Raw genomic sequence first — 15,726 nt, 5'->3', positions numbered from 1 at the left:
AAGCCTCGGTGGGCCGTTACCCCACCGACAAGCTGATAGGACGCGACCCCATCCCATACCGGTAAGACCCTTTCCCACAACCCCATGCGAGGAAGTGGAGCATCCGGCATTACCACCCGTTTCCAGGAGCTATTCCGGAGTACGGGGCAGGTCGGTCACGCATTACTCACCCGTTCGCCACTCTCACCGACCAGCAAGCTGGTCGGATCCCGTTCGACTTGCATGTGTTAAGCACGCCGCCAGCGTTCGTCCTGAGCCAGAATCAAACCCTCCACAAAAAAATCATGAAGAGCCGATAATCGACTCGAAAATAACAAAAAGAAAGAAAAAAGACGGACGCCACCAGAACACGGGGACAAGACCCCATGCCGATGGCACCACACAAAAATTTTCCTTCCAAGAACCGGTCCCCTCGAACCCCTCCCGGGGACCCAAGCCGCTAACCGCGGCCGGGCGGAACCGGACTGGCAATCATCAAAAAGTAGTACAAAACACGCTCTTGAGTTCTCAAACCACCACCACACAGGCAAACCGGCAACCACCACTAGGAGGCCACCCGCCGTGCCGGGCAACGAATGAACAACTTACACGCCACCAACCCAAAACGCAAACCCGGCAACGTGAATTCGACGTAAACCGTTGCAAATCAACGCCTCCATCGGCGTGTCGAAACTTGACAAAGTCACCCGGACGCTACAGCCGAATACCGGCCTTGCCTAACTGACTGCGGGCATCCATCGCATTGACGAATACAAAGGATCGCAATCCCGCCTCTTGGGCTCCGTCCACATTCCACGGCTTGTCGTCGATGAACACCGATCGGGTCGGGTCCACACCGAACCGGTCGATCGCGATCTCGTAGATGCGCCGATCCGGCTTCTTCACTCGCTCCGTCGACGACACCACCACGTCCTTCAGCAATCGCATCGCCGGATACTGCGCCTGCGCATACTCCACGGCGTCGGCGGTGAAGTTCGTCAATCCCCATACGGCGATTCCACGGCGGTCCAACAATTCCAGCAACGTATCCATACCCGGGATCATGCCCCGGAACGCCAGCTCCCGATGCTCGTAATACAGGTCGAAGGCACCCTCTCCCGGTTCGCCGCGATGATGGGCCCGATAATCCGCGGCGGCTTCGGCCGCATCCAAACCGGCGTCGAGCAGACCGTCGTAATGCCAGAAGCCGTACTCGGCGTCCTCATCGTAGAAATCCCGCCACACGGCAGCGCCTTCGCCGCCGAACAAAGGACTGCCGGCGAACAGATCGTAGGTGCCGCCCTTCGGATCCCACTGCAGCAGCACATCGCAGAAATCAAAGATCACATTGTTCGGATTACCCAATCTGTTCGGCATTCGTCCCTCCTCGCACCCGACGTCGATATGGTCGACGCCGATTGTTCGACCCTGATGCCGCCACTCTATCCCCGCCGCTCGCTCCCTTACCCACCCGATTCCGAAAACGGTTCCGTAAGCACCCTCCGCCATCTAGTCAAATTGTTCGCTTTATCCGTTTGTCCGTTTTGTCCGTTTAGGGTAATCTTGATTTACCAAAACCTACGAAGGAGCGACCAATGAACGCAATGACAGCATCGGCTCCCACACTCGAACAGCCCCTGTTCACCATCAGTGGTTACGGTCGCACATACAGGCTTACCGAGGATGAATTCAACGCGGCCATGCATGCCGCCGACGCGGTGGCGGGCGCATCGCACCCCCTGACCACGGGAGAAGCGGCCGAGATACTCGGCGTGAGCGCCAAAACCGTGGCAAGACTGCTCGATGCCGGCGAAATGCCGTTCTACAGAAACGGGACCGCTGGACACCGCATGGTAGAGCTCCGCGACGTCATCGCATATAAGAGCAAGCGGGAACGACGCCACAACCTCATGGAACAGGCGCGCGGTCTCGCATATCGTATGGGCGGCTATGACATACCTGACGAGACAGCGAACGGGACAGCGAAATGAAAGCCGTTCTTGACGCCAATCTGTTCTTCTCCACATGGATTACCGATCCGCTGCTCTCATTCGCGGAATCAGGATACTACAGGCCGATATGGTCGGAACGGATACTCGGGGAAGTGGCGGAGCACCTGCCCGACGTATGGGCACACGCGTCCGAAGAGGATGTTCTGGGCTATCTCGATATGATCCGAAAGGCTTTTCCCGAAGCCATGGTCGAAGGATGGGAACGTCACGAACAGTCGATCTCGCTGCCTGACGTCGATGATCGGCATGTGGTCGCGGCCGCAGTCGAAGCCCATGCCGGCACAATAGTAACCGCCAATATCAAGCATTTCCCCAGCTCGATCCTACGGACATACGGAATCAAGGCGACGACCCCCGACAGCTTCCTTTCGACGTTATACGAGGAGGATGAGGAGGAATCACGACGACTGATGCATGAGTTGATCAGATCGAAACGACACCCGCCCCGGACAATGGACGAAGAGATCCGCCATCTCGAACGACTTGGACTCATAACGTTTGCCGCGAAGCTACGACACATGGGGTGACAGTCGAAGCCCCCAACACCGTCAGGCAGAAGCCGTACACGCATTTTGGCCTGTAACCCCAAATCCCCGTTACCGTTACCACCTTATTTACCCGTTAACTACCGCTTATCGAGGGCATTAAGGCGCCTTTCTGCAACCCCTTACGCGAATTGCCGGCGAGCGCCACAAGGGCTCGAAACCGTTGGAATACCGCCGAAAACGGCATGAAAAAGGGGTTCCGGCCGATCGGCTGGAACCCCTAGTGGCGGACAGGGCGAGATTCGAACTCGCGGAAGCTTGCGCTTCAACGGTTTTCAAGACCGTCTCTTTAGACCGCTCAGACACCTGTCCAAGTCATGCGAAAAGCACCCGACCATCGTAGACCATGCCGCGACATTTCGCCAAATCAGCGCCCGCCGTCAACGCCCGCCATCAGCTCCTGTCATCAGCGCACGGCCTTGGCCTACTTAGCCTCCTTGGCCTACTTAGCCTCCTTGGCCGCTTCGACCTCGGCTTTCTCGCGGCGCTTGAGATCGGCGTTCAGCCACACGGCCGTCAGGAATGCCAGCACGGCGAAGATCGCGCCAAACGGTCCGAGCCAACGCATGCCGATGTGGTCGGTCACGAGACCGCCGACCGCCGAACCCAGTGCGATGCCGATGTTGAACGACATCGAGTTGAACGACGAGGCGAGGTTGAGCGAACCGGGATGGGTGGCCGACGCCACGTCCATGTACAGCACCTGAGACGCGGTGTTCTGCAGGTACATCAGGAATCCGAGCACGAGCAGCACCACACAGCCGACGACCATGTTCATCACGGCGAACGGCAGCGCGATCATGAACACGGCCTGGATCAGGTAGATCGGCCGGCCCTTGACCAGCGGCACCACGCCGCGGCCGCGATCGCCCAGCTTGCCGCCGTACAGGTTGCTGGCGAGGCAGGCCACGCCGTAGGCGGCGAGCGCGAACGAGATCAGGTGCGAGGGAATGCCGATCTCCTGTTCGAGGATCGGCGTGAGATACGTGTAGAACACGTAGCTGGATGCGGCGGCGAACACGACGGCGAGGATGCCGCCCCAGATGCGCGGTTCGGTGAAGATGAAGAACTGCGCGAGGAAGCGGGACTTCGGCCCGTAATGGTTCTTCGGCAGCACGACGCACATGAGGATGATCAGGGCCACGGTGAGGAGGTTGATCACATGGAAGGCCCAGCGCCAGCCGAACACGTTGGCGATGGAGGTGCCGATCGGCACGCCGAACACCGAGGCGATGGAGAAGCCGGAGAACACCCAGGCCACGAATTTGGTGCGGTTCTTCTTCGAGGCGACGTCGTCGGCGAAGGTCATGGATACGGCCACGGTGGTGCCGGAGATCAGGGCGATGACGATTCGGGCGGCGACGAGCATGCCGTACCCGACGGCGAACGCGCACATCAGGTTGCCGATGAGGAAGACCACGGCGAGGAACAGCATGGTGCGGAAGCGTTCGAAACGGGAGCTGATGGACGCACCGATCGGTGTGGCCGGCGCGTAGACGAATGCGAACAGGGAGACGAGACCGCCCACGGTGGTCAGCGATACGTTGAGGCCTTCGGCGATGTCGGGCAGGATGCCGACGATGATGAATTCGCTCATGCCGAGCATGAAGCTCATGGCAATCAGGGAGATCACCGGGAGGGTGAAGAAACGGTCCGATGTCACGGGACCGGCCGGCTTGGAACCGGTCGTTTTGGAACCGACCGATGTGGTTGTTGCGGTATTGGTCGTCATATTCACACGTCTACGCTACCGTTGCCCCATTACGTTCGACGACGGTATTCCGAAACGCCCGACAGAGGTCGGGGACGGGATCACGGTGATCGTGACGACATCCGTTGATCCGAAAGGGGAGATCAGGAATGCCGCCACGGAACGGCGATAAATACGACAAATGCGGTTCCGCGCCACGAATATCGGGCACGGAACCGCATAGTGAGTCATTCGGCGATTCCCTGACAGGACCTAGCCGCGACACTACGGAGCGGCGTCAGGCAACTCACCCTTTGAATCGAACTCAGGCCTCCCACTCTGAACAGTCCAGTGGACTGTTCAGCAAAGCGGCGACACTACGGAGCCGCGCAGGGCAGCCAAGCTTTGAGTCGAACTCAAGCTTCCCACTTGGTAGGCTCGATCACCTCGCGGCCGCCCATGTAGGGACGCATGGCCTTCGGGATCACGATGGAACCGTCCTTCTGCTGGTGGTTTTCGAGGATGGCGACGAGCCAGCGGGTGGTGGCGAGCGTGCCGTTGAGGGTGCTCACCGGGCGGGTGCCGCCGTCTTCCACGCGCTCACGGATGTTGAGGCGACGGGCCTGGTATTCGGTGCAGTTCGAGGTGGAGGTCAGCTCACGGTAGCGGCCCTGGGTCGGCACCCAGGCCTCGCAGTCGAACTTGCGGGCGGCGGAGGAACCGAGGTCGCCGGCGGCGGTGTCGATGATGCGGTACGGCACCTCAACCTTGCCGAGCATCTCCTGCTCCATAGCGAGTAGCGCCTGATGCTGGGCGCGGGAGTCCTCCTGCTTGCAGTAGACGAACATTTCGACCTTGTCGAACTGGTGCACGCGGATGATGCCGGAGGTGTCCTTGCCGGCGGCGCCGGCCTCACGACGGTAGCAGGAGCTCCAGCCGGTGTAGCGCAGCGGGCCGTTGGACAGATCGAGGATCTCGTTCTCGTGCATGCCGGCGAGCGCCACTTCGGAGGTGCCGACGAGGTACTGGTCGTCGGGCTCGCGCAGGCGGTAGATCTCATCGGCGTGGGAGTTGAGGAAGCCGGTGCCGGCCATGACCTCGGGGCGCACGAGCGTCGGGGTGATGGCGAGGATGAAGCCGTTCTCCTCGGCCTGGTCGACGGCCATGGTGAGCATGGCGATCTGCATGCGGGCCACGGCGCCGCGCAGGAAGTAGAAGCGGGAGCCGCCGACCTTCACGCCGCGGCGCATGTCGATGCCGGCCACGCCGGTGCCGAGGGTGAGGTGGTCCTTGGGCTCGAAGCCTTCGGCCGCGAAGTCGCGGATCTGGCCGACCTTCTTGACGACCACGTAATCGTCCTCGCCGCCTTCGGGGGCTTCGGGCTCGACGATGTTGGAGAGCTTCCACATGGCGGTGGTGTACTCTTCGGCGGCCTTGTCGGCTTCGGACTTGTATTCGGTGACCTTGTTGGCCAGTTCCTTGGTTTCGGCGATGAGCGCGGCCTTCTGGTCGGCCGGCGCGGAGGCGACCTTCTTGCCCATGGCCTTCTGCTCGGCGCGGGCGGTCTCGAACTCCTTCAGGGCGGTGCGACGGGCCTCGTCGCTGCGCAGGACCTCGTCGACGAGCTCGACGGATTCGCCGCGCTTGCGCTGGGATTCCTTGACGATATCGGCATGTTCGCGAATGAATTGAATATCAAGCATGGCTCCAAGAGTAATGCCGCGAGCCGACACGCCCAACCGGTTCCCCGCGGGTGTCCGGACCGGGATCGTCACGGCATCGAACGCGACGTCGAGCGCGAACCGAAAATCGTGCAGAAAACGAAGAAAAACCGTCGGATTCGCGGCATCTCAGCGCAGTCTTAGCTCACAATGGTAATCATGTCTATCGGATGGATCGTCGTTCTTGTTGTTCTCGGCGTGCTGGCAGTGGCCGCCGCCATCGCCTTCGCCATCCATATCGGCCGGAGGCGCAGACTCGCCCAGGCGCTTGAGCAGCGCGACGAGGCCCCGTTGCAGTACGCCTTCATCGTGAATCCTTCCAAGCCCGAGGCCGGCACGACGGTGATGCAGATCCGCGCGTTCTTCCGCGATCATGATCTCGGCGATCCGATGTTCATCGAAACCCAGCTCGACAAGGACGGCAAGGCTTGCGCCCGCGAGGCCATCGCCCGCGGCGCGGATGCCGTGGTCGCGGTGGGCGGCGACGGTACCGTACGCACGGTGGCCAGCGTGATGGCCGGCAGCGATCGGCCGTTCGGCATCATTCCGATCGGCACCGGCAATCTGTTCGCCCGCAATATGGGCATTCCGATCGCGGACGTGGACGCAGCGCTGACCGTGGCCACGTCGCATGGCTCGCGCAAGGTCGACATGGGTCGTATGCGGCTGCTGGATTCGGACGAACCGGATCGTCGCCACGCCTTCCTGATCATCGCGGGCATCGGCTTCGACGCGGCGATGATCGACGACACCGATCCGGCGCTGAAGAAGAACATCAGCTGGCTTGCCTACTTCGTCGGTGGAGTAAAGAACCTGTTCACGCCGCGGTATCAGGGCGATATCACGATCAGCGGGGAGAACGGCGTGGAACAGACGTCGAAGAACGTCTCCTTCCGCACGTTCATGGCCGGCAACTGTGGTCAGATCCCCGGATTCTCACTGATGCCGGAGGCCGACTACGGCGACGGCATCCTCGACTTCGAACTCATCGACACCACCGGCGGCCTGATCGGCTGGGCGAATCTGTTCGGCGACGTACTGCACCAGACCATTACGCGCCGGGCCGAGCAGAACCCCCTGTCCACCAATTCCTCGGTGGATCAGATTCAGGGGTCGCGCGCGGAGATCCGACTGGTCAAGCCGGCTCTGGCCCAGGTGGACGGCGACATTCTGGGCAATACCTCGCATATCGAATTCACCGTGGATCATCAGGCGCTGTGCATCCGCGTGCCCGAGCCGACGACGGCGACCACGGTCACGTCCACCGAAACGGGCGAATCGGCCTCGGGTCCGGCACCGATGACAGCACCGACTACGACACCGACGGCGGCACCGGCGGCGACCGTCTCCGATGATGGTAAGGCACCGGCCGAATCCGACGAACATGCCGATAGGGGAAACGCTTCGGACGCCGAACCGGAACTGGTCCGTCAGGCCTGACGACCGACTTCAGGACCGATCGGTGTTCAGGACCGGTCAGTGTTCAGAACCGGTCAGTGTTCAGGACCGATCAGTGTTCAGGACCGATCAGTGTTCAAGACCGGTCAGTGTCAAGATCGCGGGACAGCATGGCGGCCAGATCGTCCATCGTCTCCTCCGCGGAGTCGTCGGCGGTGGCGATCGTCACCTCGTCTCCCCCGCGGACACCGAGGGTCATGATGCTCAGCGGACTGTTGGCCTCGACCTCCTGATCGCCGTGTCGCATGACGATGTCGATCCCGGATTCCAGCACGGCCTGGGCGAACAGCGCGGCCGGCCGGGCATGCAATCCGAGCGTCGTGCCGACGATGACGGTGCGGGTGATCATGGGGGATTCTCCTTCCGATCGTTGCCATTTTCGTGACGGACATCGGTTTCACTGTATATGACGATGGCGGGTCGGACGACATGGTATCGTCCGACCCGCCATGACATTACTCACTGAGGGGTACTCATTGAGGGCGTTGGGGCTGCCTTACTCGGCCTTGGCCTCCTCGGCGGCGGCCATCTCCTTGAGCTGGGCGGGGGTGTACTTGTCACGACGGAATTCGGTGATGAAGTACAGGCCCACGATGGCGAGCTCGATGGCCGGCAGGATGAAGGAGAACTGCATGGTGGAGGCGTCGGAGAGGGCGCCCTGCAGGGTGGGCAGGAACGCGCCGCCGACCAGAGCCATCACGATGATCGCGCCGGCGGTTTCGGTGTGGCGACGGTCCTCGACGGTCTTCAGGGTGCGGGAGTAGATGGTCGGCCAGCCCGGTCCGAGGAAGAAGCTCACGGCCACGGCGAACCAGACGGCGGTCATGCCGGGCAGGAACGCGGTGCCGAGCAGGACGATGGCGCCGCCGATCATGAAGATGGCGAGCACGCGGGTCTCGCGGAAGCGGGAGAGCAGGTAGCTGGCGCCGAGTCGTCCGATGAAGAACACGATGTAGCTGATGATCATGAAGTTCGCGGCGTCACGGTCGGTCATGGAGGCACCGCCCTGGTTGAGGGCCAGACGGATGGTGAAGGACCAGATGCCGGTCTGGGCGCCTGCGTAGATGAACTGGGTGGCGATGCCCTTCCAGAAGCGACCGTTGTGGAACAGGTAGGTCATGGTCTCGCCGAGGGTGGCCTTGGCGACGGTGCCTTCCTTGGTGGCCGGACGGCACTTCGGGAACTTGGTGAGGGCGAACAGCACGATCAGGATGGCGAGCACGATGAGCAGGTACTTGTACGGCTCCAGCGTGCGGCTGAGCTGTTCGGCGCCGTAGGCCTTGGCGGCGTCGGGGGCCATCTTGGCCATTTCGGCGTGCAGGTTGGAGTCCTGGAACACGAGGTACTTGCCGAGCAGGATGCCGGTGATCAGGCCGAGGGCGTTCATGGTCTGCGCGACGTTGAGTCGCACGGTGCCGAGGCGCTTCGGGCCCATCAGGGTGGCGTAGGTGTCGGCCGAGGTCTCAAGGAAGCTCAGGCCGATGGCCTCGACGAAGATGGCGAAGAGGAACACCTCGTAGGTCACCAGTCGGCTGGCCGGGAAGAAGATGAAGCAGCCGACGGCGAAGAACGACAGGCCGGCGATGATGCCGATCTTGTAGCTGGTGCGCTTGATGAACAGCGAGGCGGGGATGGCGATCAGGAAGTAGCCGCCGTAGAAGGCGCTCTGCACGAACGCGGTGGCGAGGTCGCTCAGCGAGAACACGGCCTTGAACTGGGTGATGAGCACGTCGTTGAGGCTGGAGGCGACGGCCCAGATGCCGAACAGCACCGCCGTCATGGCGAACTGGAGCACCGGGGTGCGGTCAAGGTAGCCGTCGGAGAATTCGATCCACTTGGCCTTCTTGCCGGTGGTTTCGGATTCCGCGGCCTGCGGAATATCGGTTGCGATTGCTTCGGTCATGATGTCTTCTCTCATGAAGTGCGCAATCCGATGGCTTGTCGGCCGGTTCGGCGGTGAACGGGATCGGGCCCGCGTCGGGAGATCGACGTCGGGGCCGCGGTCCTTGCCGTAAGGGTCTGCCTTGCCGCGAAGGTCGGTCGTTGGCCTTGGCTCCGGCAAACACGTCGGGTTACGCGAATGGGTATCAATACTCAGGCTCGGCCGCTTCGCCGCGACCGCCGGATGCGTGCGCCACGGCGGCATGCGCATGGTCGCATGTCGTTTCGTGCCGCATCGCATCGACTGGGAGCCTGGAGGATTCGCCGTAACCCGCGGAAAGCTAAGGCCAACGAAAGCACAATGGCGTTCAGTTATGAATGTTCAGTTATGGATGTCGTTCGGTTATTCGGACGGCCCCAATCGGTCGATCAGAGGACCTGGCAGAATTCGATGGTCTCGTGGTTCGGGCCGAGCACGTTGAAGTAGCGAATGCCGTTCTCGTGGAAGGTGTCGATGTGCTGCACCGAACCTTCGACGAAGTTCAGCCCGAGCTTCTCGGCCTCGGCGAAGGCCTGATCGATGTCGGTGACGTCGATGGCGAAGTGGTTGATCGCGCCAGTGACGCCGGCCGGTTCGGCCATCGTCCACACCTCGAGCACGAGATTGTTCAGGTGCAGGAAGGTGCAGCGGTCGTCGCCGTTGGGGTAGATGCCCTCACACTCGAAACCGAGCTTCTCGTAGTATGCGATGGTGCCTTCGAGATCGTTGGTGGGAATGCCGACGTGGCCGATTCCGGTGAGATGATCGCGAATGCTCATGATTCGTAGCCTCCGTTGCCTACATGGTTTGTGCTTGCGGGATTCATCATACATTAATGACGTTAATTAATCAACGACGGAAACACTGAGAAAGAGGGTGCGAAGTCGAATGGATGATCCCGCACTCCGTTGCCGTATCTACAGTAGACCGTTCTAACCAACCGACCGGACGATCAGCGCCACTCAACAACAATCAACAGGGACAGCGCTGGCACTGCGTGTCGCGGACGCCGCCCGTGACGTATTCGACCCCGGCCCGCATAAGACCCTCAGCCCCCACACCCAGCCCCTCAGGCCGCGGGCTCGGCCGGCTGGGAGGAGACCCTCGCCACATGCAGGGCCAGATACGCGATCTCGTCCTCCGTGAGATTGGCGTCGAGCCGCAGTTCCAGCACGGCGGCGATCTTCTGCGCGCACCGCAACGCCTCGGGGTACGACTGGCGGATCGCCTGCACGATCGGCTCCGGCTCGTGCTCCAGCTGCCGACCCTGATGGATGCGGACGAACAGGTAGCGCACATGCGTGATGAAGCGGCTCACGCTGACGGAATCCCGGTCGAACGTAATGCCGTAGCTCGCCTCGATGATGGTCATCATCTGCTGGATCACGCCGGTCATCATGTAGGTGTACGAGAGGTCGCCCGTGGCGAATCCCGCGTTCACCAGATGCAGCGTCAGCGCCGTCGCCTCGCCGTCTGGCAACGCGACGCCGCCCTCGGCCGAGACAAGTCGTCGGTTCAGCGCGGCAAGCAGCGTCCTGCCCTGCTCGAACTCACGCGGATACAGATTGCACACCTCGGCGCGCAGCGGATACTCCACCGCGATCCCCTCGCGCACGCGCCGCAGCGCATTGTCCACATGGTCGGCGAGCGCCACCACGACCGCGGTGTTGCCGGCCATGTCGTCGCCCAGACCCGTCTCATGCATCGCGTCGATCACCGCCCGCACCGTCTCGGGGGCAATGCCGGCCAGCATCTGGGCCAGATGGTCGGGATCACGACCGTCGGAGGGCACGAACTTGCGCACCACCTTGGCCGCATCGACTGCACCGCCCGGCCTGCCCTGGAATCCCAGTCCCCTGCCGGTGAGCACCACTTCGGTGCCGTCGTCGTCCTTGGCCAGCACGACGTTGTTGTTGAACACTCGCAGAATTTCCACGACACTACCTCTCGATCGCGATCACCGGGTCGCCGGCGTCCACGGCCACACCGACGATCGGCGCGACCGCCGTCATCTTGGCGGTATTGGTGACGGTCATCATCGTCATGGCGTCGCATCCCGCGTGCCGGATCGCCGCAAAATCGACCGTGCCCAACGGATCCCCCGCGTCCACGTGTTCGCCCTTGGACACCACCATCGAAAAACCTTCGCCTTCCATCCTTACTGTATCAATACCAATGTGGATCAGGACCTCGACGCCGTCGTCGGTGCGGATGCCGAACGCGTGTCCGGTGCCGGCCACCGTCTTCACCACGCCGGATACGGGGGCCAATACCTCGGTCCGTCCCGATCGCTCGTCCGGCAGGATGCCGACGCCGTCTCCCAGTGCCCGGGATGCGAAGACGGGGTCCCCGCTGCGCTCGAGCGGCACGGTGCGGCCGGCGATCGGCGATCGGACGGCGGTCGTGCCGGCGTCCGTCTCAGCAGGAGCGTCCGGCCGGTTTTCCCCAGACTTGTTCGGATTTTCCCCGATCGCACGGTCCGCCGCCGACTGGCTTCCGGCGTGGTTTTCCCCAGACTTGTCCCGTCCGTCCACATGGTCCGTATCGTCCGCATGATCGCCGCACGGCTCCGATCCGGCATGACGGGGACGGTAGTCCATCGCGATGATCAGGATCATCGGGACCACGAACGCCACGGCGATCGACGCCGCATACACCCCCATGCGGCTGAACAGCGGAATAGTGAGCAGCGAGGTGAAGGCGAACGACGAGGCGATCACCCCATGCACCACCGTGCCGTCGGAGGCGGTTGCGGGGAACAGCGCGCCCAACAGCGCGATGGTCACGCCGCCGACCGCGCAGCCGGCCAGCATCCGACGGTAGATCAGCCGGTATCGCAGGTGGATGCCGTACAGACTCGGCTCGGTCAGTCCGCCGAGCAGACCGGCCAGCAGCGCGCCGGTGGCCGTTCGCCGCATGGCATCGTCATGCTCGCGCACGGCGAGGAACAGCACGCCGGCGGTGGATCCGAAGCAGGCGAAGTTCCATACCGCCATCGGCCCCTGGATGAAGTCGTAGCCGAGCATCTGCACGTTGACGATCATCAGGGCGTTGAGCGGCCAGTGCAGGCCGATCGGCACCATGAACGGGTAGATCAGCGGCAGCATGATCGCGAACAGCACGGGCGCATGGGTGCTCTGCCATGCCAGCGAAACTCCGATGCCACGGCTCAGCCACACGCCGAACGGGCCGAGCACGAACGCGGTGAGCGGGGTGATCAGCACCATGCTGAGGAAGGGCAGGAACACGATGCGCACGCTGCGCGGCAGGACGGCCTTGAGCCCGTGATACGTCGCCCCCAGCGCGAGGACCATGATCAGCGGCACGAACACGTTGCCGCTGTAGTCGTTGAGCTGCATCGGCAGACCGAAGACGTCGATCGTGCAGGAGCGCGTGCCCAGCGTGGGGTCCATGACGCACCGGGCGGTCGGCGCGGCCATCAGCCCGGTGAATTGGGGGGTCATCAGCGCGGCCATGATCATCGAGCCGAGCCATGGGTCCACCTTGAGCTTTTTCGAGGCGTTGTAGGCCACGATGATCGGCAGGAAATAGAACACGCCCTTCCACATCGTCTTGACGAACACCCAGCCGGCGGAGGCCTCGTCGTCGGGGATCACGCCGACGGCGATCAACATGTTGACCAGGGCGATGACGATCGAGGCGCCGAGCAGCACGCCGATGATCGGACGGAACGAGTCGGACAGGTATTCGAAGAACCAGTTGACCGCCCGGGTCGCGGTCTCGGCCACGGCACCGCGGGTGAGAAGACGGGAGCGGGCGGACGGATCGGCGGCATCGCTGGTGTTGGCGGTATCGTCGGCATCGGCGGCATCGCTGATATCGGACCGATTGGTCTGAGCGGGTCGATCCGCCCGGACGGACCGGCCTGACCGATCTGCCCGGCCGGCGTAATCTGCCCGACCGTCGTAATCTGACCGACCGGTTCCTTCGCCGCTTACGCCGGGGATGATCATCATCGCGTCGTAGACGTCCTCCACCGCCGCGCCGATCACCACCTGATACCGGTCGCCGTACTGAGGGACCGCGCCGAGGACCGCCGGATCGTCGTCCAAGGTCCGCTGATCGACCCGGCCGGCATCCCGGAGCACGAATCGCAGACGGGTGGCGCAATGGGTCACCGAGCGGATGTTGTCCGCGCCGCCCAGTGCCGCGACGATCGCCGCGGCCGCCCTACGATCCTCAGCCCTCATCGCCCCCGCCTTTCCCGGTCCATGCCGTATCGGCCACGTCCTGCCGATACTGTCTGCCGACTTTGCCCTGTCGGCCGTGCGTTGCCGGCACTGGCCGACACGGGCCGGCACGGATATTCCGACAATCCCGCCGGCACTCTCCACCATACGGCCCCCGACCGGTAAACGGCACATAAACGCACAGCCACCACCCATGAAACATTCCACAACACGGGGAATCGAACACGCGGTTCCCCGAGAGGCGTGTGGCAGAATGGGTTTATGGTTGCTATCAATGCGGGTAAGCCCGCCACTCCAGAAGATCTGATCAACGTCGATGAGGTCATCGGCAAGTACTATGACCTCGTCCCCGACTCCTCGGTCCCCGAGCAGCGCGTGTCGTTCGGCACGTCCGGCCATCGCGGATCGAGCCTGAAGACCTCGTTCAACGAGGCCCACATCGTGGCCATCACGCAGGCCATCGCCGAATACCGCAAGAAGGCCGGCGTCACCGGACCGCTGTACATCGGCCGTGACACGCACGCCCTCTCCGGCCCGGCCGAGAAGACCGCCATCGAAGTGCTGGTCGCCAACGGCGTGCATGTGCGCGTCGACTCCCGCGGCGACTACGTGCCCACCCCGGTCGTCTCGCAGGCGATCCTGACCCACAACCGTGCCGCCGACGGCTCCCAGCGCTTCACCGGTGAAGGCCTGGCCGACGGCATCGTGGTCACCCCCTCGCACAACCCGCCCACCGACGGCGGCTTCAAGTACGATCCGGTCACCGGCGGCCCGGCCCCGGCCGAGACCACCAACGCGATCGCCGCCCGCGCGAACGAGCTGCTCGACGACTACAAGTCCGTCAAGCGCGTGCCGTACGAGGAGGCCATCAAGTCCGACCTCGTGGAAGGCTTCGACTACCGCGATCACTACGTCTCCGATCTGGAGAACGTCATCGACTTCGACGTGATCCGCTCCTCCGGCGTGCGCCTCGGCATCGACCCGCTGGGCGGCGCCTCGGTGAACTACTGGCCGCTGATGAACGAGAAGTACGGCCTCACGATCGACGTGGTGCGTCCCGAGGTCGATCCGACCTGGCGCTTCATGACCATCGACCATGACGGCAAGATCCGCATGGACCCCTCCTCCACGTACGCGATGCAGGGTCTGGTCGACGAGCTCAACGCCGGCGCCTGGGAGAAGTACGATCTCGTCGGCGGCACCGACCCGGACGCCGACCGTCACGGCATCGTCTGCCCGAACTGGGGCGTGATGAACCCGAACCACTACATCGCCGTCGTGGTGGAGTACCTGTTCGGCGGCAACCGCCCCGACTGGCCGAAGGGCGCCGGCATCGGCAAGACGCTGGTGAGCTCCTCGCTGATCGACCGCGTGGCCGCCTCCATCGGCGCCAAGCTCGTCGAGGTGCCGGTCGGCTTCAAGTGGTTCGTCGACCCGCTGTTCAAGGGCGAGGTGGCGTTCGGCGGCGAGGAGAGCTCCGGTATGAGCTTCCTGCGTCGCGACGGCCGCGTGTGGACCACCGACAAGGATGGTCTGATCCCCGACCTGCTGGCCGCCGAGATCACCGCCAAGACCGGCAAGAACCCGGCCCAGCTGCATCAGGAGCAGGTGGAGCGCTTCGGCGAATCGTGGTACAAGCGCGTCGACACGCCCACCACGCTGGAGCAGAAGCAGAAGTTCGCCAAGCTCACCGGTGACGACGTGACCGCCACGCAGCTCGCGGGCGAGGACATCACCGCCAAGCTCACCGAGGCGCCGGGCAACGGCGCGAAGATCGGCGGCCTGAAGGTGACGACCAAGGACAACTGGTTTGCCGCCCGTCCCTCCGGCACCGAGAACATCTACAAGGTGTACGCCGAGTCGTTCGTCTCCCCCGAGGCGCTCGACAAGGTGCTCGACGAGGCCGAAGTCGTGGTCGACAAGGCCCTCGGCGAGTGAGCTTCGGCGAGTGGCCGAATCGGCTGGCTGACTGATCGTTTGGTTGACTGATTGATCGTTCGTCTGGCTGACTGATCACTGACTGACTGATTATCTGGCTGATGGCCGGGAATCCCTGATCGTTTGGGGTTCCCGGTCTTTTGCTGTCTTGGGAGATCGGGCGCTATCTCATGTGTCTCACCTGGGGCGGGGGCATATCGGGCGCTCGACACACTCACACGGGCCGGCTTCGTTTGGGGCGGGGGCGCATG

The 15,726-nt window shown here is 63.1% G+C and carries 12 protein-coding genes, 1 tRNA gene and 1 rRNA gene; 4 read left to right on the top strand and 10 right to left on the bottom strand.

Going from position 1 to position 15,726, the window contains the following annotated elements:
* Positions 1–278: ribosomal RNA gene (locus CSQ87_RS05700) — 16S ribosomal RNA — on the bottom strand; the annotation flags it as partial.
* Positions 279–693: 415 nt separating this feature from the next.
* Positions 694–1,356 carry an HAD family hydrolase gene (locus tag CSQ87_RS05695; RefSeq protein WP_165776752.1) on the bottom strand — a complete coding sequence of 221 codons (663 nt, stop codon included), beginning with the start codon at positions 1,354–1,356 and terminating at the stop codon, positions 694–696.
* Positions 1,357–1,574: 218 nt separating this feature from the next.
* On the opposite strand from CSQ87_RS05695, the gene CSQ87_RS05690 reads away from it, so the two are divergent.
* The gene (locus tag CSQ87_RS05690) at positions 1,575–1,970 is read left to right on the top strand and encodes a helix-turn-helix domain-containing protein (RefSeq protein WP_100512896.1); all 396 of its coding nucleotides are present in this window, start codon (positions 1,575–1,577) and stop codon (positions 1,968–1,970) included.
* On the top strand, positions 1,967–2,518 hold the full coding sequence (locus CSQ87_RS05685) for a VapC50 family PIN domain-containing toxin (RefSeq protein ID WP_100512895.1): 552 nt from the start codon (positions 1,967–1,969) through the stop codon (positions 2,516–2,518). Before CSQ87_RS05690 ends, CSQ87_RS05685 begins: the two co-directional genes overlap by 4 nt.
* A gap of 242 nt (positions 2,519–2,760) precedes the next feature.
* Here the strand turns inward: CSQ87_RS05685 and CSQ87_RS05680 are convergent.
* The 3 genes from CSQ87_RS05680 to serS all read right to left on the bottom strand — a co-directional run bounded on the left by CSQ87_RS05680 (position 2,761) and on the right by serS (position 5,929).
* Positions 2,761–2,848, bottom strand: a tRNA-Ser gene (locus CSQ87_RS05680).
* A 130-nt stretch (positions 2,849–2,978) separates the two neighbouring features.
* Positions 2,979–4,151, bottom strand: coding sequence for an MFS transporter (locus tag CSQ87_RS05675; protein ID WP_243388852.1), 1,173 nt, complete (start codon positions 4,149–4,151; stop codon positions 2,979–2,981).
* A gap of 491 nt (positions 4,152–4,642) precedes the next feature.
* Positions 4,643–5,929: a serine--tRNA ligase gene (serS, locus tag CSQ87_RS05670; RefSeq protein ID WP_100512893.1), complete on the bottom strand. Its 1,287-nt coding sequence runs from the start codon at positions 5,927–5,929 to the stop codon at positions 4,643–4,645.
* Between the two features lie 177 nt (positions 5,930–6,106).
* Here serS and CSQ87_RS05665 point away from each other — a divergent pair, with 177 nt between their 5' ends.
* Positions 6,107–7,387, top strand: coding sequence for a diacylglycerol/lipid kinase family protein (locus CSQ87_RS05665; RefSeq protein ID WP_423734773.1), 1,281 nt, complete (start codon positions 6,107–6,109; stop codon positions 7,385–7,387).
* A 94-nt stretch (positions 7,388–7,481) separates the two neighbouring features.
* On the opposite strand, the gene CSQ87_RS05660 is transcribed toward CSQ87_RS05665, so the two are convergent.
* The 5 genes from CSQ87_RS05660 to CSQ87_RS05640 all read right to left on the bottom strand — a co-directional run bounded on the left by CSQ87_RS05660 (position 7,482) and on the right by CSQ87_RS05640 (position 13,537).
* Complete coding sequence (locus CSQ87_RS05660; protein WP_100512891.1) at positions 7,482–7,754, bottom strand: HPr family phosphocarrier protein; 273 nt, start codon at positions 7,752–7,754, stop codon at positions 7,482–7,484.
* Between the two features lie 147 nt (positions 7,755–7,901).
* A complete protein-coding gene (fucP, locus tag CSQ87_RS05655; protein ID WP_243388845.1) occupies positions 7,902–9,308 on the bottom strand; it encodes an L-fucose:H+ symporter permease in 1,407 nt (468 codons plus the stop codon).
* A gap of 407 nt (positions 9,309–9,715) precedes the next feature.
* Positions 9,716–10,105 carry a VOC family protein gene (locus tag CSQ87_RS05650; RefSeq protein ID WP_100512889.1) on the bottom strand — a complete coding sequence of 130 codons (390 nt, stop codon included), beginning with the start codon at positions 10,103–10,105 and terminating at the stop codon, positions 9,716–9,718.
* A 290-nt stretch (positions 10,106–10,395) separates the two neighbouring features.
* A complete protein-coding gene (locus CSQ87_RS05645; RefSeq protein ID WP_100512888.1) occupies positions 10,396–11,262 on the bottom strand; it encodes a PRD domain-containing protein in 867 nt (288 codons plus the stop codon).
* Positions 11,263–11,266: 4 nt separating this feature from the next.
* Positions 11,267–13,537, bottom strand: a complete 2,271-nt coding sequence (locus tag CSQ87_RS05640; protein WP_243388844.1) for a glucose PTS transporter subunit IIA — start codon at positions 13,535–13,537, stop codon at positions 11,267–11,269.
* Between the two features lie 261 nt (positions 13,538–13,798).
* Here CSQ87_RS05640 and pgm point away from each other — a divergent pair, with 261 nt between their 5' ends.
* Complete coding sequence (gene pgm, locus CSQ87_RS05635; RefSeq protein WP_100512887.1) at positions 13,799–15,475, top strand: phosphoglucomutase (alpha-D-glucose-1,6-bisphosphate-dependent); 1,677 nt, start codon at positions 13,799–13,801, stop codon at positions 15,473–15,475.
* Positions 15,476–15,726: the final 251 nt, after the last annotated feature.

The organism is Bifidobacterium simiarum (genome assembly GCF_002802905.1).
GTDB classification, from domain to species: domain Bacteria; phylum Actinomycetota; class Actinomycetes; order Actinomycetales; family Bifidobacteriaceae; genus Galliscardovia; species Galliscardovia simiarum.
This window is presented reverse-complemented; position numbering and strand designations above follow the sequence as displayed.